General features: G+C 60.9%; 21 protein-coding genes. 9 read left to right on the top strand and 12 right to left on the bottom strand.

Annotated elements, in window-relative coordinates; all coding sequences use genetic code 11:
• Positions 1-116 precede the first annotated feature (116 nt).
• Positions 117-1,406, top strand: coding sequence for a glutamate-1-semialdehyde 2,1-aminomutase (gene hemL, locus ACJ8IL_RS11935; protein WP_025301587.1), 1,290 nt, complete (start codon positions 117-119; stop codon positions 1,404-1,406).
• Between the two features lie 60 nt (positions 1,407-1,466).
• Here hemL and ampE read toward each other — a convergent pair whose 3' ends face one another.
• Together ampE and ampD are read right to left on the bottom strand one after the other, a co-directional pair.
• A complete protein-coding gene (gene ampE, locus ACJ8IL_RS11930) occupies positions 1,467-2,321 on the bottom strand; it encodes a beta-lactamase regulator AmpE (protein WP_025301586.1) in 855 nt (284 codons plus the stop codon).
• Positions 2,321-2,917: a 1,6-anhydro-N-acetylmuramyl-L-alanine amidase AmpD gene (gene ampD, locus ACJ8IL_RS11925; RefSeq protein WP_442516559.1), complete on the bottom strand. Its 597-nt coding sequence runs from the start codon at positions 2,915-2,917 to the stop codon at positions 2,321-2,323. Before ampD ends, ampE begins: the two co-directional genes overlap by 1 nt.
• Positions 2,918-3,001: 84 nt before the next feature.
• On the opposite strand from ampD, the gene nadC reads away from it, so the two are divergent.
• The 4 genes from nadC (at position 3,002) to hofC (ending at position 7,163) form a co-directional block, all read left to right on the top strand.
• Entirely contained in the window at positions 3,002-3,892 is an 891-nt protein-coding gene (nadC, locus tag ACJ8IL_RS11920) for a carboxylating nicotinate-nucleotide diphosphorylase (RefSeq protein WP_147823053.1), read from the top strand.
• A gap of 189 nt (positions 3,893-4,081) precedes the next feature.
• Positions 4,082-4,519: a prepilin peptidase-dependent pilin gene (gene ppdD, locus ACJ8IL_RS11915; protein ID WP_099816579.1), complete on the top strand. Its 438-nt coding sequence runs from the start codon at positions 4,082-4,084 to the stop codon at positions 4,517-4,519.
• 5 nt (positions 4,520-4,524) lie between these two features.
• Positions 4,525-5,967: a type II secretion system protein GspE gene (gspE, locus tag ACJ8IL_RS11910; RefSeq protein ID WP_442516558.1), complete on the top strand. Its 1,443-nt coding sequence runs from the start codon at positions 4,525-4,527 to the stop codon at positions 5,965-5,967.
• On the top strand, positions 5,964-7,163 hold the full coding sequence (gene hofC / locus ACJ8IL_RS11905) for a protein transport protein HofC (RefSeq protein ID WP_025301581.1): 1,200 nt from the start codon (positions 5,964-5,966) through the stop codon (positions 7,161-7,163). Before gspE ends, hofC begins: the two co-directional genes overlap by 4 nt.
• Positions 7,164-7,217: 54 nt before the next feature.
• Here hofC and ACJ8IL_RS11900 read toward each other — a convergent pair whose 3' ends face one another.
• Positions 7,218-8,261 (bottom strand): GMP reductase, encoded by a 1,044-nt coding sequence (locus ACJ8IL_RS11900; protein WP_342095842.1) that lies wholly within the window; start codon positions 8,259-8,261, stop codon positions 7,218-7,220.
• A gap of 362 nt (positions 8,262-8,623) precedes the next feature.
• On the opposite strand from ACJ8IL_RS11900, the gene coaE reads away from it, so the two are divergent.
• The 3 genes from coaE to yacG are packed head-to-tail and all read left to right on the top strand — an operon-like array spanning position 8,624 to position 10,239.
• Positions 8,624-9,238 carry a dephospho-CoA kinase gene (coaE, locus tag ACJ8IL_RS11895; protein ID WP_025301580.1) on the top strand — a complete coding sequence of 205 codons (615 nt, stop codon included), beginning with the start codon at positions 8,624-8,626 and terminating at the stop codon, positions 9,236-9,238.
• A 5-nt stretch (positions 9,239-9,243) separates the two neighbouring features.
• Complete coding sequence (gene zapD, locus ACJ8IL_RS11890; RefSeq protein WP_025301579.1) at positions 9,244-9,996, top strand: cell division protein ZapD; 753 nt, start codon at positions 9,244-9,246, stop codon at positions 9,994-9,996.
• Positions 9,997-10,047: 51 nt separating this feature from the next.
• Positions 10,048-10,239, top strand: coding sequence for a DNA gyrase inhibitor YacG (yacG, locus tag ACJ8IL_RS11885; RefSeq protein WP_025301578.1), 192 nt, complete (start codon positions 10,048-10,050; stop codon positions 10,237-10,239).
• Between the two features lie 39 nt (positions 10,240-10,278).
• On the opposite strand, the gene mutT is transcribed toward yacG, so the two are convergent.
• The 3 genes from mutT to secM all read right to left on the bottom strand — a co-directional run bounded on the left by mutT (position 10,279) and on the right by secM (position 14,085).
• A complete protein-coding gene (gene mutT, locus ACJ8IL_RS11880; protein ID WP_049204788.1) occupies positions 10,279-10,683 on the bottom strand; it encodes an 8-oxo-dGTP diphosphatase MutT in 405 nt (134 codons plus the stop codon).
• Positions 10,684-10,763: 80 nt separating this feature from the next.
• Positions 10,764-13,472, bottom strand: a complete 2,709-nt coding sequence (secA, locus tag ACJ8IL_RS11875; RefSeq protein ID WP_025301576.1) for a preprotein translocase subunit SecA — start codon at positions 13,470-13,472, stop codon at positions 10,764-10,766.
• 82 nt (positions 13,473-13,554) lie between these two features.
• On the bottom strand, positions 13,555-14,085 hold the full coding sequence (secM, locus tag ACJ8IL_RS11870; RefSeq protein WP_049204789.1) for a secA translation cis-regulator SecM: 531 nt from the start codon (positions 14,083-14,085) through the stop codon (positions 13,555-13,557).
• Between the two features lie 26 nt (positions 14,086-14,111).
• On the opposite strand from secM, the gene ACJ8IL_RS11865 reads away from it, so the two are divergent.
• Positions 14,112-14,627, top strand: a complete 516-nt coding sequence (locus tag ACJ8IL_RS11865) for a DUF721 domain-containing protein (protein ID WP_442516557.1) — start codon at positions 14,112-14,114, stop codon at positions 14,625-14,627.
• Positions 14,628-14,741: 114 nt separating this feature from the next.
• Here the strand turns inward: ACJ8IL_RS11865 and lpxC are convergent, their stop codons facing one another.
• From lpxC to murC, 6 genes are all read right to left on the bottom strand, one after another.
• Positions 14,742-15,659: a UDP-3-O-acyl-N-acetylglucosamine deacetylase gene (gene lpxC / locus ACJ8IL_RS11860; RefSeq protein WP_004932754.1), complete on the bottom strand. Its 918-nt coding sequence runs from the start codon at positions 15,657-15,659 to the stop codon at positions 14,742-14,744.
• 103 nt (positions 15,660-15,762) lie between these two features.
• Positions 15,763-16,917, bottom strand: coding sequence for a cell division protein FtsZ (gene ftsZ, locus ACJ8IL_RS11855; RefSeq protein ID WP_004932757.1), 1,155 nt, complete (start codon positions 16,915-16,917; stop codon positions 15,763-15,765).
• A 74-nt stretch (positions 16,918-16,991) separates the two neighbouring features.
• Positions 16,992-18,248, bottom strand: coding sequence for a cell division protein FtsA (gene ftsA, locus ACJ8IL_RS11850; RefSeq protein WP_004932758.1), 1,257 nt, complete (start codon positions 18,246-18,248; stop codon positions 16,992-16,994).
• A complete protein-coding gene (gene ftsQ, locus ACJ8IL_RS11845; protein ID WP_004932761.1) occupies positions 18,245-19,096 on the bottom strand; it encodes a cell division protein FtsQ in 852 nt (283 codons plus the stop codon). The genes ftsA and ftsQ overlap by 4 nt, the downstream gene beginning before the upstream one ends.
• Before the next feature lies 1 nt (position 19,097).
• A complete protein-coding gene (locus ACJ8IL_RS11840) occupies positions 19,098-20,018 on the bottom strand; it encodes a D-alanine--D-alanine ligase (RefSeq protein ID WP_442516556.1) in 921 nt (306 codons plus the stop codon).
• Positions 20,011-21,486 (bottom strand): UDP-N-acetylmuramate--L-alanine ligase, encoded by a 1,476-nt coding sequence (gene murC, locus ACJ8IL_RS11835; protein ID WP_025301571.1) that lies wholly within the window; start codon positions 21,484-21,486, stop codon positions 20,011-20,013. Before murC ends, ACJ8IL_RS11840 begins: the two co-directional genes overlap by 8 nt.
• Between the last annotated feature and the right edge of the window lie 6 nt (positions 21,487-21,492).

Raw genomic sequence — 21,492 nt, 5'->3', positions numbered from 1 at the left:
AACCCGGCGGCGGGCGCTGCCGTTAATGGTATCTGACTGTGATCGTTTCATAACGCGGCGCTCTCCTCTAGAATAGCGCGGTCAAATCATTCAAAAGAGAATCCAGGAGCCGATTTATGAGCCTACACAGCAAGTCCGAAAGTCTGTACGCCCAGGCGCAACAGTTGATCCCCGGCGGGGTAAACTCTCCGGTGCGTGCATTCACCGGCGTAGGCGGTGTGCCGCTGTTTATCGAGCGCGCAGACGGGGCTTACCTGTTCGATGCCGACGGCAAGGCCTATATCGACTATGTCGGTTCCTGGGGGCCGATGGTGCTGGGGCATAACCACCCGGCGATCCGCGACGCGGTGATCGAAGCGGCGCAGCGCGGCCTGAGCTTCGGCGCGCCGACCGAGATGGAAGTCAAAATGGCGCAGCTGGTCACCGAGCTGGTGCCGACGATGGATATGGTGCGCATGGTGAACTCGGGCACCGAAGCCACCATGAGCGCCATCCGCCTGGCGCGCGGTTACACCAACCGCGATAAAATCATCAAGTTCGAAGGCTGCTACCACGGCCACGCCGACTGCCTGCTGGTGAAAGCCGGCTCCGGCGCGCTGACCCTCGGCCAGCCGAACTCACCGGGCGTGCCAGCCGACTTCGCTAAACACACCCTGACCTGCACCTATAACGATCTGGATTCGGTGCGCGCCGCCTTCGAACAGTACCCGTCAGAGATCGCCTGTATCATCGTCGAGCCGGTCGCCGGCAACATGAACTGCGTGCCGCCGCTGCCGGAATTCCTGCCGGGCCTGCGCGCCCTGTGCGACAAGTACGGCGCGCTCTTGATCATCGACGAAGTGATGACCGGCTTCCGCGTGGCGCTGGCCGGCGCGCAGTCCTATTACGGCGTTGAGCCGGATCTGACCTGCCTCGGCAAAATCATCGGCGGGGGGATGCCGGTGGGCGCCTTCGGCGGCCGTCGCGATGTGATGGAGGCGCTGGCGCCGACCGGTCCGGTCTACCAGGCGGGCACCCTGTCCGGCAACCCGATCGCCATGGCGGCGGGCTACGCTTGCCTGACCGAAGTGTCGCAGGTTGGCGTGCACCAGACGCTGACCGAACTGACCGAGATGCTGGCCGCAGGCCTGCTGCATGCGGCGCAGGAAGAGAATATCCCGTTGGTGGTCAACAACGTCGGCGGCATGTTCGGCCTGTTCTTCACCGACGCGCCGGCGGTCACCTGCTACCAGGACGTGATGCAGTGCGACGTGGAACGCTTCAAGCGCTTCTTCCACCTGATGTTGGAAGAAGGGGTGTATCTGGCACCGTCCGCCTTCGAAGCGGGCTTCATGTCCGTGGCGCACAGCAAGGAAGACATCCAGCGCACCATCGACGCCGCGCGTCGCTGCTTCGCCAAGCTGTAATCCCGGCCGGATGGCAAAAAAAATGGGCGCCTCGGCGCCCGTTTTGTTTTTCGCTGCGGCTTAAAGCAGCGTGCCGTAAATGGTCAACAGCGCCACCACCACCACGATGATCATCGTCACCTTGCGCGCCAGCGTCACCGCCGCGCGCGGCGTTTGCACCGGATCCATATGCGGATCGCGCGCCAGCGAGAACTGCGCCAGCCGCGTCAACACCTGATACGACGACGAATGCCGATCCCCCAGCGAGGCGAACCAAGCCGGCAGCGCCCGCTCGCCGTGGCCAAACAGCGCATAGGCCACCCCGGCCAAACGCACCGGGATCCAGTCCAACCAGTTCAGCAGATGATCGATGCCCGACTGCGAACGCTCCAGCGGCGTATTGTGGCGCGCCAGCCAGGTTTGATAGGCGCGCAGGAAGGCATATCCCGCCAGCGCGATCGGCCCGTACGGCCCAAAGACCACGAACCAGAACAGCGGCGCCAGGTAATAGCGGAAGTTGATCCACAGCAGCGCGTTTTGCAGCTCGCGCAGGCGCAGCTCCTCACTGCAGTCCACCGGCAAGCCGTGGATCAACGCCAGCTCTTCCGCCATCTGGTCGCTGGCGTGGGTATCGCCCTGTCGCGCCGCTTTCAGGTAGGCGCGGTAGTGTTTGCGCTTGATGCCGGCGCCGACGCATAGCAGATCGATGACGATCCACAGCAGCAGCGTCACCACGCCAAAGAATAACCCGTGCGACAACCACAGAACGCCCCAGACGACAACCATCCAGGCGGCGGTCATCGCCAGCGTCTGCGCCAGCGAAACCCGATGCAGCCGCTGAAATACCACTTCGAGGCGATGATCCAGCTGCCAGTGTTCCCCCAGCTTGAACAGGCGCTCCCAGGCCAAAACCAGCAACAGCGTAAACAGCGTCATTAGCGATTCCTCTCCCTTTTTCTTGTCTCAAGCATAGCGTCGGCAGGCGCGCCGCGTTGTTCCAGAGATGCCAGATAGCGATCCCAATCGAACGCCGGCCCGGGATCGGTTTTGCGGCCGGGGGCGATATCGCAATGCCCGGCGATATGCGCCGCCAACGGCGGATAATGTTCGGCCAGCAGCGCGGTGACCGCCTGCAGCGTGCGATATTGCGCCTCGGTGTAGGCTAACTGGTCGGTGCCTTCCAGCTCGATGCCGATGGAGAAATCGTTGCACCGTTCGCGCCCCTGATACAGAGAAACGCCCGCGTGCCACGCGCGCTGGTCGAAGGGCACATACTGCACCATCTCCCCATCGCGGCGGATCAGGCAGTGCGCAGACACTCGCAGCTGATGGATCTCGGCGAAATAAGGGTGCTGCGCGGGATCGAGCGTGCCGGTGAACAGCTGGTCGATATAGGGGCCACCGAATTCGCCGGGCGGCAGGCTGATGTTATGGATGACCAGCAGCGAGGGCGGCTCGTCATCCGGGCGACGATCGCAGTGCGGCGAAACCACTCGCGTCACCCCGACAATCCAGCCATTTTCCAACTGCATCAGACACCTCTCTGCGGTGGTACTTATTCCTGCAACAGAGTAGCATGTTCCCCTACGATCTAACCGTCCATTTCGGAGTTTTCCATGCCGACACGCCGCTACAGTGCCGACCGTCGCCGTACCGAGCTTCTTGAACGTATTGAAAGTGATATTCCCTATTCCGTCGCCCAGGCGCTGCGCGAAGACCTGGGAGGTGAAGTTGACGCCGGGCGCGATATTACCGCGCAATTGTTACCGGCGGACAAGCAGGCCGAAGCCACCGTCATTACCCGCGAAGCCGGCGTGTTCTGTGGCTGCCGCTGGCTGAACGAAGTCTTTATTCAGTTGGGCAACCAGGTGCAGGTGGAGTGGCTGGTGGCAGACGGCGACCGTCTGATACCGAACCAACCGCTTTGCCGGCTGCGCGGCCCTGCGCGGGTGCTGTTGACCGGCGAGCGCACCGCGCTGAACTTCGTGCAGATGCTCTCCGGCGTGGCGACCGAGGTCAGCCGCTATGTGGCTCTGCTGGAAGGCACCCAGACTCGCCTGCTCGATACCCGCAAGACCTTGCCCGGCCTGCGCACCGCGTTGAAATATGCCGTACTGTGCGGGGGCGGCAGCAACCACCGGCTGGGGCTGTCCGATGCCTTCCTGATCAAGGAAAACCACATCATCGCCTCCGGCTCGATCAAAAACGCGGTGGAAAAAGCCTTCTGGCTGCACGCCGACGTGCCGGTGGAAGTGGAAGTCGAATCGCTTGATGAACTGCAGCAGGCGCTGGACGCCGGCGCCGACATCATCATGCTGGACAACTTCAGCGTCGAGATGATGCGTCAGGCGGTCGCCCAAACCCAGGGCCGCGCCCAGTTGGAGGTATCCGGCAACGTCACCAGCGAGACGCTGCGCACCTTCGCCGAGACCGGCGTGGATTACATTTCGGTCGGCGCGCTGACCAAACATGTGACCGCGCTCGATCTGTCGATGCGCTTCAAATGATCCCCTCGCCCCCGGCCGCCGCCGGGGGCGTTACCGCAGATTTGCGAAGCCCCTCGCACCGTTTTTCCCTCCGCTGCAAACGGCATCATTACTGATGGAAGCACGCCGAGAAACGCGTAAAACCCGCTCGCCGTTCCCCCGCGCAAACCGCTACCGTTGTTTTCCACACCCTTATGGAGGAAACAACGCATGGAAACGCAACGCGGCTTTAGCCTGATCGAACTGATGGTGGTGATCGCCATCATCGCCATCCTCAGCGCCATCGGCATTCCCGCCTACCAGCGCTACATCCAGAAAGCGGCGATGACCGACATGCTGCAAACCATGGCGCCGTATAAACTGGCGGTCGAACTGTGCGTGCTGGATGAAGGCGCGCCCGCCGGCTGTGACGCTGGCAGCAAAGGCATTCCCACCGGCGGCGCGTCGCGTTACGTCAGCGAGGTGAAAGTCGTTAAAGGCGTCATCACGCTGACCGGCGCCCAAACGCTGCAGGGGCTGGCGGTGGCGTTAACCCCCAAATCGAACGCCGATGGGCTGACCCACTGGACCCGGCTGTGCAGCAGCGAAAACGCGACGCTGGTTGAGGTGTGCCGGGAAGTCTTCCGCTTCGACGACGCAGCGGAGTAGCAGCGATGAACGCGCAAATCAGCGAAGAGGTTCACACCCTGTGTCGGCGCTATCAGGCGCTGGCGCTGAGCGAAGACCCGACCACCCTGACGGTCGCGCTCAGCGAAGAAGCGCCGCAGGGGCTGCTGGTGGCGCTGCGTTTCGCCACCGGCAAACGCATCCATCTGGAACAATGGCCGGCGGCCAGGTTGGAGCTGGCGCTGAATCAGCACCACGAGCCGCTCTCGGCACCGCTGGCAGCCGAAGAGGACACAACCGATATCGCCTACCCCGACGACGGCGATGCGCCGGTGGTACAGTTCATCAACCAGACGCTGCGCCTGGCCATTCAGCGCCGCGCCTCGGACATCCACTTCGAGCCCTTTCGGCAGCATTTTCGCATTCGTCTGCGCATCGACGGCGTGCTGCAAACCCTCGCCTCACCGCCGCCGCAGCTGACCGCGCGCCTCATCGCCCGGCTGAAGATCCTCGGCCAGTTGGATATCGCCGAGCGCCGTCAGCCTCAGGACGGGCAGCTCAGCCTGACGCTGGACAGCGCGCGCTATGCCATGCGTATCGCCACCCTGCCGACGCTGCACGGCGAAAAGGTGGTGCTGCGCGTCCAGCAGGGTGAGCAGCAGGAGCTGCCGCTGGATAAACTGGGCATGAGCCGGGCGGATCTGGCGCGCTACGCGACGGCGCTGGCCTGCCCGCAAGGGTTAATCCTGGTGACCGGCCCGACCGGCAGCGGCAAGACGGTGACGCTGTACAGCGGTCTGCGCCAGTTGAACGATGCGCAAAGCAACCTATGCAGCGTCGAGGATCCGGTCGAGATCCCGCTGTTCGGCATTAATCAGACCCAGATCAACGCCAAAACCGAGCTGAGCTTCGCCCGGGTGCTGCGCGCCCTGCTGCGTCAGGATCCGGACGTCATCATGATCGGCGAGATCCGCGATGCGGAAACCGCCGAGATCGCGGTCAAGGCCGCGCAAACTGGCCACCTGGTGCTGTCAACGCTGCATACCAACTCCACTGGCGAAACCCTGACGCGGCTGATGCACATGGGGATCCCCGGTTACCTGCTCGCCGGCTGCCTGAAGCTGATCGTCGCGCAGCGGTTGGTGCGCAGGCTGTGTCGCCACTGCCGCTACCCGCAAAGCCAGCCGACGCATTTTCCCACCGCGATCTGGCCAGAACCGCTGACCGCCTGGCGCGCCGACGGCTGCGAGCACTGCTTCGGCGGTTACTATGGGCGCATCGGCGTGTATGAGCTGTTGGCCATTACGCCGGAAATACAGGCGGCGCTGCTGGCGAACGCTGCTCCTAGCCTGCTGGCGGATATCGCCCGCGAACAGGGGCAGCTTTCGCTGCTGCAGGCCGGGCTGACTCTGGCCGCCGAAGGCACGACCTCGCTGGAAGAACTGTATCGCGTGATCGACGTCGTCCAGCTCGGCGCAACCACGTCATGAAAGCACGCCGCCTGTTTCTGTGGCAGGCTTTCGACGCTCAGGGCGCCTTACGCCGCGGCGAACTGATGAGCGAAGAAAAACGGCAGGTGAGCCGATTACTGATTGAGCAAGGCATGCAACCGTGCCGAATCGGGCACGGCAAACGCGTTACGCCCGGCCAATGGCGTGGAGAACCCTTAATCCACTTCACCCGCCAGCTCGCCACTCTGCTTCAGGCGGGGTTGCCGCTGGTCGATGCGCTGCAGTTGCTGGCAGCAGAGCATCCTTCGGCAGCCTGGCGCTGCCTGCTGCGCCAGCTGGCCGACCAGGTGCGCGAAGGGCAACCGCTTTCCGAAACCCTCGCCGAACAACCGGGGATTTTTCCCCTGATCTACCGCCAGCTGATCGCCATCGGCGAACTGACCGGTAACCTCGATCGCTGCTGCCTGCAGCTGGCACAACAGCAAGAAGCCCAGCTGCTGCTGCGCCGCAAGGTGACCAAGGCGCTGCGGTATCCCCTCTTCATCTGTGCGGTGGCGCTGCTGGTCAGCGTGCTGATGCTGGTGATGGTGCTGCCGGAATTCGCCAAGGTTTATCAATCGTTCGATGCGCCACTGCCCTGGTTTACCCAAGGGCTATTGAAGTTGTCCGCGCTGCTGATCGCCGTTGGCCCCTATTTGGCGCTGCTGCTCGGCGCATCGCTGTTCGGCTACTGCCGCTGGCTGCATCCGCGCCCGCCGTGGCGCAGACGTGAACAGGCACTCTTGCTTCGCCTGCCGCTGATCGCCCGGCTGGTGAGCGGCGGCGCGCTGAGCCAAACATTTCGCATCCTGACCATGACCCAACGCGCCGGGCTGACGCTGGTGGAAGGCTTGAGCGCGGCGGCGCTGGCGGCTGACCATCTGCTGTACCGACAGGCGCTGGAGCAGGTGCGACGGCAGATCGCCGAAGGCGAAGCCTTTCATCAAGCCATGGGCCTGCAACCGCTGTTTCCGCCGCTGTGCCGGCAGTTGGTGCGGGTGGGCGAAGAGTCCGGTTCGCTGGACGCCTTGCTGGATAAATTGGCACAGTGGTATGAACGGCAGACGCACGAGCTGGCCGATACGCTGGCGCAAACGCTGGAGCCGCTGCTGATGCTGGTAGTGGGCGGGATTGTCGGCGCTTTGGTGATCGCCATGTACCTGCCTATCTTTCAACTGGGCAGCGTGTTGGGATAAAGGGAAAAGGATAGCGGGCGCCGCGGTGTGCTGCGCCCGAATGCAAGGTGCGGCTTATTTGCTGCCGAAGACGCGGTTTTCCTGCTCTGCCACGCGGATAAAGGTGGTGCGCTTGGTCAGCTCTTTCAAACGCTCGGCGCCGACGTAGGTGCAGGCGGAACGCAGGCCGCCGAGGATATCGCGCACGGTAAACTCCACCTCGCCCCTCAGCGGCAGCTTGACGGTTTTCCCTTCGGCCGCGCGATACTCCGCTACGCCGCCGACATGGCGCTTCATCGCTGACTCGGAGCTCATGCCGTAGAACAGCATGAACTTCTCGCCGTTCTCTTCCACCACGGAGCCTTCGCACTCGTCGTGGCCGGCCAGCATGCCACCCAGCATCACGAAGTCCGCGCCGCCACCGAAGGCTTTGGCGACATCGCCCGGCACCGAGCAGCCGCCGTCGCTGACAATTTGGCCGCCCAGCCCATGGGCCGCATCGGCGCATTCGATCACCGCCGACAGCTGCGGGTAGCCCACGCCGGTTTTCACACGGGTGGTACAAACTGAGCCCGGGCCGATGCCGACTTTAACGATGTCGGCGCCGGAGAGGATCAACTCTTCCACCATCTCGCCGGTCACTACGTTGCCGGCGCAGATGACGTGATTAGGGCAGGCTTCGCGCGCTTTCTGCAGGAAGGCGACGAAGTGTTCAGAGTAGCCGTTGGCCACGTCGATACAGATGAATTTCAGCGCCGGAGACAGGGCCAGGATCTGCTGCATTTTGGCGAAGTCGGCTTCGGAGGTGCCGGTGGACACCATCACGTGGCGCAGCACCGATTCCGGCATGCGCTGCACGAAGTCAGCCCATTGCTCGACGCTGTAATGTTTGTGTACGGCGGTGAGAACGTCGAAAGAAGCCAGGGCCTCGGCCATGCGGAAGGTGCCCACCGTGTCCATGTTGGCGGCGATAATCGGCACGCCGGACCAGCTGCAACCTGAATGCTTGAAGGTAAACTGACGTTCCAGTTCAACCTCGGAACGGCTTTTCAGCGTGGAACGCTTAGGGCGGATCAACACGTCTTTAAAGCCTAACTTCAAATCTTCTTCAATACGCATGACTTATGATTTCCTGGTTAATGGCGACGGATCGCAAGGAGGATATTCGAACCTCTGCCCGACGGCTTTCCCGTGGCGCGGAAAGATGACGGCGAGATTAATGCCAGTTCCAGTGACGTTATAATACGCGCTAATAATCGCCGAACAAGACTGCGAATTCGCCTTTATTTACGCTACAATCCGACAAATTTACCTGCATAATCGCAGTGTGATTGCCCGCTCATTTCTGCCGTGCCGCTGCGCTTTTTCTCGCCGCCCGAACGGGGCCGAGGCGCAAGCGCCGCCTGCCGACTTGCACTTCTGCGCGATCGCTTTATGATTCGTCTATTATTTTTTTATGAACATCGGATGCACCTAACACCATGGCCTACATTGTTGCGTTGACCGGGGGCATAGGCAGCGGCAAAACGACCGTTGCGAACGCCTTTGCGCGCCACGGCGCAGCCATTGTCGATGCCGACGTGATCGCCCGTCAGGTCGTTGAGCCGGGCACCCCTGCTCTGGCCGCGATCGCCGAGCGATTTGGTAATGAAATGTTGCTGCCGGACGGCGCGCTCAACCGCGCTGCTCTGCGTCAGCGCATCTTCAGCCACCCCGATGATAAAACCTGGCTGAACCAACTACTGCATCCGCTGATACACCGCGAGACCCAACGCCAACTGGCGCAGGCGGCCAGCCCGTACGCGCTGTGGGTCGTGCCGCTGCTGGTGGAAAACGGCCTGCAGGATCGCGCCGATCGGGTGCTGGTGATCGACGTCGACACCGAAACCCAGTTGGCTCGCACCATCGCGCGCGACGGCATCAGCCGCGAGCAAGCGCAGAGCATTCTCGCCGCCCAGGCCACGCGCCAGCAGCGCCTCGCCGTGGCGGATGACATTATTGACAACAGCGGCGCCGCTCAGGGGATAGAGCCACGGGTCGCCGCACTGCATCGTCGCTACCTTGAACTGGCGGCAACAGCGCCCCAACAGGATTAAACTGCATGAGTGATGTTTCCCCAACCGTTCTCTTTGAACACCCGCTGAACGAAAAAATGCGCACCTGGCTGCGCATCGAGTTTTTACTGCAACAGCTGCACGGCCAGCGCGCCCTGAGCGAAACCGCCATCGCCCTTACCTTTTTCCGCACCGTCTCCGATTTGCTGGACGTGCTGGAGCGCGGCGAAGTGCGCACCGAACTGCTCAAAGAGCTGGAGCGCCAGCAGCAAAAACTGTTGGCCTGGGCCGATGTGCCGGGCGTGGATATGGCGCTGATCGATCAGCTGCGCGGCCAGTTAAAGTCGCGCTCATCGGCGCTGATGGCGGCGCCGCGCCTCGGTCAGGCGCTGCGTGAAGACCGGCTGATCGGCCTGGTGCGCCAGCGGCTGAACATTCCCGGCGGCTGCTGCAGCTTCGATCTGCCAACCCTGCACATGTGGATGCACGCGCCGCAGCAGGATCGCGACGCCGACGTCGCCGCCTGGCTGCAATCGTTGGATCCGCTGAACCAGGCGCTGATCATGGTGCTGGATCTGATCCGTCAGTCGGGGCCGTTCCGCAATCAAATCAGCCTGAACGGCTTTTTCCAGGACAACGCCGAAGGGGCGGATCTGCTACGCCTGCGCCTCCATCTGGCGCCGCAGCTTTATCCGCAGATTTCTGGCCACAAGACGCGTTATGCCATTCGTTTCCTGCCGCTGGACAGCGAAAATGGCGTGGTGCCTGAACGCCTGACGTTCGAACTGGCCTGTTGTTGAACTCATGAAAGCAAGCCTTCTCAGCACTGACAGAAGGCGTAAGGAACCGTTATGACGACCGTAGTGAAATGCCCAACCTGTGGCACCGGCGTGGTTTGGGGTGAAGTCAGCCCGTTCCGGCCGTTTTGCAGCAAGCGCTGCCAGCTGATTGATCTTGGCGAGTGGGCCGATGAAGAGAAGCGCATTCCGAGCAACAGCGATCTGTCGGAAAGCGAAGACTGGAGCGAACTCGACGACCGCTAGTCGCCGGTTGAAGGCCTGGCGGACGCCAGGCCAATCTTGTTATTGCGCGGCGTTCGCCTGCGCTACCAGCAGTTGAATAATGCCGACGTTGGCTTCCGGGAACTCGTCTTCACGCAGATCGGCCTGTTTTACCCAGCGCATCGGCTGCCCCTCACGGCCAAACGGCTCGCCCGCCCAACGCTCCACCAGATAAAAATTCAGTGTCACGATGCGATCGCTGAAACGATGTTCCACCACCTCCAACAGTTCGGCCCGCTCGGCTTCGATACCGGTCTCTTCGTGCAACTCGCGGCTCAGGGCCTGTTCCGGCGTCTCACCCGGTTCGATCTTGCCGCCGGGAAACTCCCAAAATCCGGCCATGTGCGTGTCAGCGGCGCGGCGGGTAATAAAGATCTCCCGTTGAGCATTGCGGATGATGCCCACGGCGATATTCAGATGTTTCATCTCACCCTCCTGATGGGTGCCAAAAAACAGGGGCTCAGCAAGCTGAACCCCTGGGTGTTATCGGTTAACCGCAGCCGGCATTACTGCAGGCGGCCGTGGCACTGCTTGTATTTCTTGCCGGAACCGCATGGGCAAGGATCGTTGCGGCCCACTTTGCGCTCGGCGGTCGCCGGCGCGTTCGGATCTTCGGTCACCAGCGCGTTCTCGTCGTGGTGGCTCAGCTGTTGCTGCTGCGCCAGGCGCTCAGCCTCTTCACGACGCTGCTGTTCCAGCGCTTCCACTTCTTCCGGCATCCGCACCTGTACCTTGCTCAGCACGCTGATCACTTCATATTTCAGCGATTCCAGCATGGTGGCGAACATGTTGAAGGATTCGCGCTTGTACTCCTGCTTCGGATCCTTCTGCGCATAGCCGCGCAGGTGGATGCCCTGACGCAGGTAGTCCATCGCCGCCAGGTGCTCTTTCCACAGGGAATCCAGCGTCTGCAGCATCACGCCCTTCTCGAAGTTGCGCATCATTTCGCTGCCGACCACGTCTTCCTTACGCAGGTACTGCTCTTTGGCGTTCTCCAGAATGCGTTCGCGCAGCGTCTCTTCGTGCAGCTCCGGCTCTTTGTCCAGCCACTGGGCAATCGGCATCTCCAGATCGAAGTCGTTCTTCAGGCGCTCTTCCAGCCCCTGAATGTCCCACTCTTCTTCCAGCGACTGCGGCGTGATGTAGTTGTCGATGGTGCTCTTGAACACGTCCTCGCGGATGCTGGCGATGGTTTCGCTCACGTCGGACACGTCCAGCAATTCGTTGCGCTGGCTGTAGATGGCGCGGCGCTGATCGTTGGCGACATCGTCGTATTCCAGCAGCTGCTTACGTATATCGAAGTTGCGGCTCTCCACCTTGCGCTGAGCGTTGGCGATCGCCTTGGTCACCCACGGGTGCTCAATCGCTTCGCCTTCTTTCATGCCCAGTTTACGCATCATGCCAGACACGCGATCCGAGGCGAAGATACGCATCAGGGCATCTTCCATCGACAGGTAGAAGCGGGATGAACCGGCATCGCCCTGACGACCGGAACGGCCGCGCAGCTGGTTATCGATACGGCGCGATTCATGGCGCTCGGTGCCGATAATATGCAGACCGCCCGCCGCCAGCACCGCATCGTGGCGCACTTTCCAGGCGGCTTTGATGGCTTCAATTTGCTCTTCGGTCGGTTCTTCCAGCAGCGCCACTTCGGCCTGCCAGCTGCCGCCCAGCACAATATCGGTACCACGGCCCGCCATGTTGGTGGCGATGGTCACCGCACCGCTCTGACCCGCCTGGGCAACGATGTCCGCCTCCATGGCGTGGAATTTGGCGTTCAGCACCTTGTGCTCGATACCCGCTTTGGTCAGCTCATGGGAAACCACTTCGGATTTCTCGATTGAGATGGTACCCACCAGCACCGGCTGGCCTTTGGCGGTACGCTCGCGGATGTCTTCAATGATGGCGCCGATCTTCTCTTTCTCGGTCATGTACACCAGATCCGGCATATCCTTACGGATCATCGGACGGTTGGTTGGCACCACGATCGTGTCCAGTTTGTAGATCGAGCTGAATTCGAAGGCTTCGGTATCGGCGGTACCGGTCATCCCGGCCAGCTTCTCGTACAGACGGAAGTAGTTCTGGAAGGTGATCGAAGCCAGCGTCTGGTTCTCGTTCTGGATCTCCACGCCTTCTTTGGCTTCCACCGCCTGGTGCAAACCGTCGGACCAGCGGCGGCCCTGCATGGTACGGCCGGTGTGCTCATCGACGATGATCACTTCGCCGTCTTTCACGATGTAGTCCACGTCGCGGGTGAACAGCACGTGGGCTCGCAGCGCGGCGGTAACGTGGTGCATCAGCATGATGTTGGTCGGCGAGTACAGCGATTCGCCTTCATCCATTATGCCAGCTTCCACCAGCATCTCTTCGATCAGGATCAGGCCGCGTTCGGTCAGGTGGACCTGACGCGCCTTCTCATCCACCGAGAAGTGCCCTTCACCCTTGAAGGTGTCGGAGTCTTCTTTTTCCTGGCGGATCAGTTTAGGGATCAGCTTGTTGACCTTGATGTACATCTCGGAGCTGTCTTCTGCCGGGCCGGAGATGATCAGCGGCGTACGCGCTTCATCGATCAGGATGGAGTCCACCTCATCCACCAGCGCATAGTGCAGTTTGCGCTGCACGCGCTCTTCTGGGCTGAACGCCATGTTGTCGCGCAGGTAGTCGAAGCCGTATTCGTTGTTGGTGCCGTAGGTGATGTCGGCGGCGTAAGCTTCACGCTTGGCCGGCGCCGGCATGCCCGGCAGGTTGATACCGATGCTCAGGCCGAGGAACTCGAACAACGGACGGTTGTTTTCGGCGTCACGCTGCGCCAGATAGTCGTTGACGGTCACGACGTGCACGCCGCGGCCGCTCAGGGCGTTCAGATAAGCCGGCAGCGTCGCGGTCAGGGTTTTACCTTCACCGGTGCGCATCTCGGCGATGCAGCGATCGTTCAGCACCATGCCGCCCAGCAGCTGCACGTCGAAGTGACGCATGCCGAACACGCGCTTGCTCGCCTCACGCACCACGGCGAAGGCTTCCGGGATCAGGCTGTCCAACGACTCGCCTTTCTCCAGGCGCGCGCGGAACTCGTTGGTTTTCGCTTTCAGCTCGTCATCGGACAGTTTTTCCATGTCCGGTTCCATGCGGTTGATCTGCTCAACCACTTTGCGCATGCGGCGCAGGGTACGATCGTTACGGCTGCCAAAAACTTTGGTTAATAATTTCACTAACATGATGTTTGATATCTCTGTCATGACGGCCGAGCACGGCAGTCAACTTGCTATTATTTATGGTTTTTGTGCCCGAAGGGCGAAGTCAGACGAGTGCGGCGGGCCCGGCACGAATGCCTTGCACCTGCGCCACCCACAGGCCGGTCTGATGCCGTGCCAGCGTTGGCAACACCTCAAGGTGGGTGTGACGAATGATGGTCGGCGGCTTCGGCTCGTGCGTCAGCAGCGCGTTGAGAGTAGAAAGCAGCGCCAGTTGCGCCACTTGCAAAGGGGGTTCCGCTTCGGCTTCGCTCTCCTGCACCCGCGCATAAACCGCCTGCGGCGCCAGCGCGAAAGAGAGGTGACGAATGACGGTGCGCAGCGCATGTTGCTGCCAATAATCTACGCTGAAGGTAGGACGGCGATGTGCGTCCTGCAGCAGGGCCAGGCTGTTGAAGGTGCCGTTGGCCGAATTTTGCCGGTTAAGGCTGGACGATGTGCTCGGCAGTGCGGCCTGATCGGGGGCGCCGGACAAATTGGAAGGTGCGCCAAGCGTGGCCGCAACCATCCCTAACAGGAGATGGGGCCAGAAATAACGTCTGCCAAATTGTCGCCAACGATTTAGAATACCGATCACGAGTTTATAATCCGCCGGAGCCCATTATGCGCGATAGCCGTCCACAATTATTAGATGTCCTGTTCGACGACGCGTCTGCCGGCAGCAAAGGGACGCTGCAAAACGTCCAGCAACGCGCGGTGGCGCTGCTCAAGCTTAACCGTGCAGTGAAGGGCCTGTTGCCCGCTCCCCTGCATCCCTGGTGCCGCGTCGCGAATTTCCGACAGGGTATTTTAGTGCTCGAAACGGCAAATGCCAGTTGGATGATGCGCTTGCGCTACGAACAACCCGCTTTGCTGTCTGCACTACGAGCGCAAATTCTACCATCATTGTCGTCGATCGACATCAGGATTAATCCGGCCTTGATGGCGAAAGGCAGCAACCAGGTGCAAAACGCCGAAAAAGCGCCTGAAAAACCCGTGCCAATACGGCATTTGAGTCTGGAAAGTGCGGAGGAACTGAGAGGATTGGCAAGCCGTAGCCCGGAGAAGCTGCGCAAAATATTGGAACGGCTGGCTGCATTGGCCGGAGAGGGTACCAACACAACCAGTCGTGATAAGTAATCAGCGACACGAACTGCAAAACACCCGACAGCCGGCATCACACCATCGCGAGCCTGAATGCTCAGGCTCTCAGGGGATGCGCCTGCCGTTATTCGCAGGCGAGGAATTCAGACCTTACGCCAATACGGTAGACGGTGCCTTGAATGCCAATGGCATTTCGGCTTCGTCCTGGAAGGTCACGTATTCCCACGCTTCCTGCTTGGCCAGCACGGCCTGCAGCAGTTTGTTGTTCAGCGCGTGGCCAGACTTGAACGCGGTGAACGCGCCAATGATGTTGTGGCCGCACATGAACAGGTCGCCGATGGCGTCCAGCATTTTGTGACGTACGAATTCGTCTTCGAAACGCAGACCGTCTTCGTTCAGCACGCGGTAGTCGTCTACCACGATGGCGCAATCGAAGCTGCCGCCCAAGGCCAGGCCACGGGACTGCAGGTATTCGATGTCACGCATAAACCCGAAGGTGCGCGCGCGGCTGATTTGACGCACGAACGACTCAGCCGAGAAATCAAGGCGATAGCGCTGAGAGCTGGCGTCGATAGCCGGGTGGTTGAAATCGATGGTGAAGTCCAAGCGGAACCCGTTATGCGGGGACAGCTCGGCCCATTTATCGCCATCTTCAACACGCACAGTCTCTTTCAGACGCAGGAATTTCTTCGCCGAGTTCAGTTCTTCGATGCCGGCATCCAGCAGCAAGAACACGAACGGACTGGCGCTGCCGTCCATGATTGGGATTTCAGCGGCGTCGACTTCAATGACGATGTTGTCGATGCCCAGCCCAGCCAGCGCGGCGTTGAGGTGCTCAACGGTCGAAATACGCACGTCATGCTCATTCACCAGGCAAGTACAGAGCATGGTATCACGCACGGATTTTGCATCAGCCGGAAAATCAACCGGTGGATTCAAGTCAGTGCGACGATAGATGACCCCGGTATTAGCCGGCGCTGGGCGCATTGTCAGCGTGACTTTCTTGCCGGTATGCAAACCGACGCCAGTCGCCTGAACAATACGTTTTAATGTCCTTTGTTTGATCATCGTTTTATCTCGCAATGTTATCCATCCTACCAGCCAAGCATACAGCATGGCTGGCGGGACAGTTTAGCACAAAGAGCGGAGATTCCAAATTCTCAGGATATTCTTAGTCTGCCTGCTTACGCAGGAAGGCTGGAATATCAAGATAGTCGGGCTCTTTATTCGGCTGCGCAGCTTGGTCGTTGACCACCTTCGCGGCAGGTTTCACTTCCTGCGGCAGAGGCGACATGCCGTGCTGCTGATAACGGTGATCCATCACCGGCTGGCTGGCCTGCTTATTGGTCACCAGGGTGATTTCAGGACGCTTGTCCATACCGATACCGGTTGCAACCACGGTTACGCGCAGTTCGTCGTTCATTTCTGGATCCAGCGAGGTACCGATAACCACGGTAGCGTTGTCGGAAGCGAACGCGCGGATGGTGTTACCCACGGTTTCGAACTCATCCAGACGCAGGTCGAAGCCAGCGGTAATGTTGACCAACACGCCGCGCGCGCCGGACAGGTCGATGTCTTCCAGCAGTGGGCTGGAGATCGCCATTTCGGCCGCTTCTTCGGCGCGGTCTTCACCGCAAGCCACGCCGGAACCCATCATCGCGTAGCCCATTTCGGACATCACGGTGCGCACGTCGGCGAAGTCGACGTTCATCAGGCCCGGACGGGTGATCAGCTCGGCGATACCCTGCACCGCGCCTTTCAGCACGTCGTTGGCCGCGCCGAACGCGTCCAGCAGGGAAATGCCGCGACCCAGAACTTTCAACAGCTTGTCGTTCGGGATAGTGATCAGCGAGTCCACGTGTTTGGACAGCTCAGCGATACCCTGCTCCGCGAATGCCATGCGCTTCTTGCCTTCGAAGTTGAAAGGCTTGGTCACCACGGCCACGGTCAGAATACCCAAATCTTTAGCCACTTCAGCCACCACTGGCGCTGCACCGGTACCGGTACCGCCGCCCATGCCGGCTGCGATGAAGACCATGTCTGCGCCGTCCAGCGCTGCGCGCAGGGCTTCGCGGTCTTCTTCCGCTGAATTGCGACCCACTTCAGGGTTCGCGCCCGCACCCAGACCTTTGGTAATACCGCTACCAATCTGGATGGTTTGGCCAACCGCCGTTTTGCGGAGCGCCTGGGCGTCCGTGTTCACAGCGAAGAATTCAACACCTTCGATGCGCTCGCGCACCATGTGTTCAACGGCGTTGCCACCGCCGCCGCCGACGCCGATGACTTTAATCACCGCGTCATTGGTTAGTTCCATTGGTTCAAACATAGTTTCTCTCCGTTTTGTGCCTGTCGCTGCGAGATCATAAAAAGATTACTCAGCATGATCTCTTTGTTGAAACATTAAAACTCTTTTCTCAGCCAGCTATTGATGCGTTTAAACCAATTGCCCACCGAGGCGCGTTTTTCTACTTCTGTCTCACCGCTCAGGTGAGACTCTTTTCCATAGTGCAGCAGACCTACCGCCGTCGAGTAGTAAGGCTCCTGCGCATAATCCGTCAGACCCGTGATGTTCAAGGGTTGGCCGATGCGTACCTGGGTGTGGAACACCCGTTGCGCACAGGCTGCCAGGCCATCAATCTGGGCGGCGCCACCGGTCAGCACGATACCTGCCGCCAGATGATGCTTCACCCCTTGCTGACGCAGTTGCTCCTGCAATTGCAAAATTTCATCGTTAACCAGATTCAACAGTTCGGTGTAGCGTGGCTCAATGACTTCAGCCAGCGTCTGTCTTTGCAGACTGCGCGGAGGACGTCCCCCGACGCTAGGCACCTCTACATTCTCATCCTTGCTAACAATCGACCCAAGCGCACAACCGTGTCGAACTTTAATCGCTTCCGCGTCGGTCGGCGGCGTGCCGAAGGCGTAAGCGATATCGCTGGTGACCACGTTCCCGGCGTAAGGGATCACTTTGGTGTGGCGCAGCGCACCGCCGGTGTACACCGCCATATCCATGGTGCCGCCGCCGATATCCACCACGCAAACGCCGAGTTCGCGTTCATCTTCGGTCAGCACCGCGTAGCTCGCGGCCAGACCGGCGAAAATAAGTTGGTCAACTTTCAAGCCGCAACGTTCCACGGCCTTGACGATGTTCTTCGCCATATCGTTATGGCAGGTAATCAGATGCACCTTGGCCTGCATGCGCACGCCGGACAGCCCAACCGGGTTTTTGATGCCTTCCTGATAATCGATGGCGTATTCCTGAGGAATCACGTGCAGAATGCGGTGTTCGTCGCGCACGCGCACCGATTTGGCGGTGTGCACCACGTTCTCCACGTCGTCCTGCGTCACTTCCTCTTCCGAGATCGGCACCATGCCGATTTCGTTCTGGCAGCTGATGTGCTTGCCCGACAGCGCCAGATACACCGACGAGATCTGGCAGTCCGCCATCAGCTCGGCCTGATCGATGGCGCGTTGTACGCACTTCACCACCGACTCCAGGTCGTTTACGCCACCCTTATCCATGCCGCGAGACGGGCAGCTGCCCACCCCGATAATGTTGACCATGCCATCGGGCAGAACTTCCCCTACCAACGCGGAGACTTTTGCAGTACCGATCTCCAGTCCAACTACCAGTTTTCTGTCCGTCGACTTGATCATTGTTGTTTTGCCTGTGCCTGATTCTGTTGCTGATTACTGTTTTGCTGACCGCCAAGCGCCTGCGGATCGACCAACACCGGAGCCCACCCTACCGAAGCGCCGGACTCGTAGCGCAGATCGACATAGCTGACACGCTTGCTCTCCGCCTGGCCCTGCTGCTGCAATACCGGGTAAAGCTCGATAAACCGCTGCAAACGCCCGTTGCGGTCATCGCGCCCCAGCTCAAGCCGAACATCGTTGTCCAGCGCCAGCTGCCAGGAATGGCGCGCGGTCATCGCCGCCATTTTCAGCGTATACTTGCTGGCCGCCAACGTGGCGCTCATCGCCCGATAGCCCTCCAGCACATCCTGTTCGCTTCCTTCCGGCCCGTAGAGCAGCGGCAACTTCTGCTTGCCCGCCCGCTCCGCCGGCACGCTGAACGCTTTGCCCTCGGCGTCCACCATGTGCAAATCGTTCCAGCGCGCCACCGGGACGTACTCCACCAGATGGATCTTCAGCTCATCCGGCCATTGTTTGCGCACGCTGGCCTGCTTGATCCACGGCAGACGTTCGATCTGCTGCTGGATGACGTCCACATCCTGCGTCATAAAGGTGCCGGGGGCGCCCAGCGCCAGGATCGCCTGACGAATATCATCGTTGGTGGTGTAGTGGCGTTCGCCGGTCACCACCAGCCTTGAGAGCGGCAGGCGACTGGCGTCTTTCATCCAGCCAAGCACCGCCCAACCGCTCCACACGACCGTTCCCAACACCATCAGCAGGAAAATCATTCCCGCCAACTGGGTTCCATTGCTGCGGCGCGGGCCGTTATCCACCTCGCGATCGCGCGCATTTAGGGCAGCTTGCGACATATCAGTCGGCCAACTCCAAAATTCTCGCCACTAGCTGCGAGAAGCTTAATCCAAACTGGCGCGCCGCCATCGGCACCAGGCTATGACTGGTCATGCCCGGAGAGGTGTTCACCTCAAGCAGATAGAAGCTGCCATCGCTGTCTTGCATCACGTCGACGCGGCCCCAGCCGCTGCAGTCCAGACCGCGGTAGGCGCGCAGCGCCAATGCCGCCATCTCGGCTTCCTGCTCGGCGCTTAAACCGCTCGGGCAGAAGTACTGCGTATCGTCCGAAATGTACTTGGCCTGGTAGTCGTAAAACACGCCGGCCGGCTGGATACGGATAGACGGCAGCACCTGGTCGCCCAGCATTGCCACCGTGTATTCCGGGCCGCTCAGCCACTTCTCCACCAGCACATCGTCGTCATGGCGGAAGGCTTCTTCCAGCGCGGCTTCCAACGCAGCGCTCTCGGTGACCTTGCTCATGCCGACGCTGGAGCCTTCACGGCTCGGCTTGACGATCAGCGGCAGGCCGAGATCCGCCACGCGCGCCAGCAGCGCCGCTTTTTCGGCGCCGAGATACAGCTGGCGATTCAGCGCCACGTAAGGCGCCACCGGCAAGCCCATCGACTGCCACACCATCTTGGTGCGCCATTTGTCCATGGTCAGCGCCGAGGCCATCACGCCGCTGCCGGTATAAGGCAGCTCGAGGAACTCCAGCAGCCCCTGCAGGGTGCCGTCCTCGCCGCCGCGGCCGTGCAGCGCGATAAACACTTTGGTGAACCCTTGATCTTTCAGCTGGGTCACCGGGAAATCGCGGATATCGACGCCGTGCGCATCGATGCCGGCTTCGCGCAACCCGGCCAGCACCGCGGCGCCGGACTGCAGAGAAACGTCACGTTCAGCGGAGGTGCCGCCCAGCAGAACTGCAACTTTATCAGCCATGGTGCTCCTCCTCTTTCTTCGGCGGCTGCAGCTTCAGCTCGGCCAGTTTACGGGCGATTTTGCCCACGTTGCCGGCGCCTTGCACCAGCACCAAGTCTTCATCCTGCAGCAGCTGCGCCAGCGTTTCCGGCACGGTATCGGCATCGGAAACCAGGATCGGATCCAGCTTGCCGCGGCTGCGGATGGTGCGGCACAGCGAGCGGCTGTCCGCGCCCGGGATCGGCGCTTCACCGGCGGCGTACACGTCAAGCATCAGCAGCACATCCACCTGCGACAGCACGTTGGCGAAATCGTCGTACAGATCGCGAGTACGCGTGTAGCGGTGCGGCTGGAAGATCATCACCAGACGCTTGTCCGGCCAGCCGGCGCGCGCCGCTTTCAGCGTGGCGTCCACTTCGGTCGGATGGTGGCCATAATCGTCCACCAGCATCGCGCTGCCCGCTTTGCCGTTGACCGGCTCCAGCGGAAACTCGCCGAGGAAATCGAAGCGGCGCCCAGTGCCCTGGAAGCCCGCCAGCGCGCGCAGGATATCTTCGTCGTCGATGCCTTCTTCGGTCGCTACCGCCACCGCCGCCGCTGCGTTCAACGCATTGTGGCGGCCCGGCGCGTTCAGCGTCACCGTCAGCAACGGTTTGTCCTGACGGCTCAGGGTAAAGTGCCCCTGCGGCCCAATCTGCCGGTAGTCTTCGATGCGCACGTCGGCATCTTCACTGAAGCCGTAGGTGGTGATGTGGCGACCCACGCGCGGCAGCAGCTCACGCACCACCGGATCGTCGATGCACATTACCGCGCGGCCGTAGAACGGCAGGTTGTGCAAGAAATTGATAAACGTCTGCTTCAGGTTCTCGAAGTCGCCCTGGTAGGTGTCCATGTGGTCGGCTTCGATGTTGGTGACCACGGCCACCATCGGCTGCAGATGCAGGAACGACGCATCGCTCTCATCCGCTTCCGCGATCAGATAACGGCTGGACCCCAGTCGTGCGTGGGTCCCCGCCGCCTTCACCAGCCCGCCATTGACGAAGGTCGGGTCCAGGCGGGCTTCGGCGTAAATGCTCGAGACCATCGCCGTGGTGGTGGTTTTGCCGTGCGTGCCGGCGATAGCGATACCGTGGCGAAAACGCATCAGCTCCGCCAGCATTTCAGCGCGGCGGATCACCGGGATGCGCGCTTCACGAGCGGCGACGATCTCCGGGTTGTCGGCGGAGATGGCGGTAGACACCACCACCACGCTCGCATCCAGCACGTTTTCCGGACGGTGATTGAAATAAATCGTCGCCCCGAGCGCGCTTAACTGTTGGGTGACCGGATTCGGCGCCAGGTCGGAGCCGCTGATCTGATACCCTTCGTTTGCCAACACTTCGGCGATACCACCCATGCCGGCACCACCGATGCCGACAAAGTGAATGTGCCGGACGCGACGCATCTCGGGCACGATAGTACGTAGTTTCGCCAGTTGTTGTGTATTCATCACTCT

It is taken from the genome of Serratia sp. CY47444 (assembly GCF_052168635.1).
GTDB classification, from domain to species: Bacteria; Pseudomonadota; Gammaproteobacteria; order Enterobacterales; family Enterobacteriaceae; genus Serratia; species Serratia bockelmannii.
This window is presented reverse-complemented; position numbering and strand designations above follow the sequence as displayed.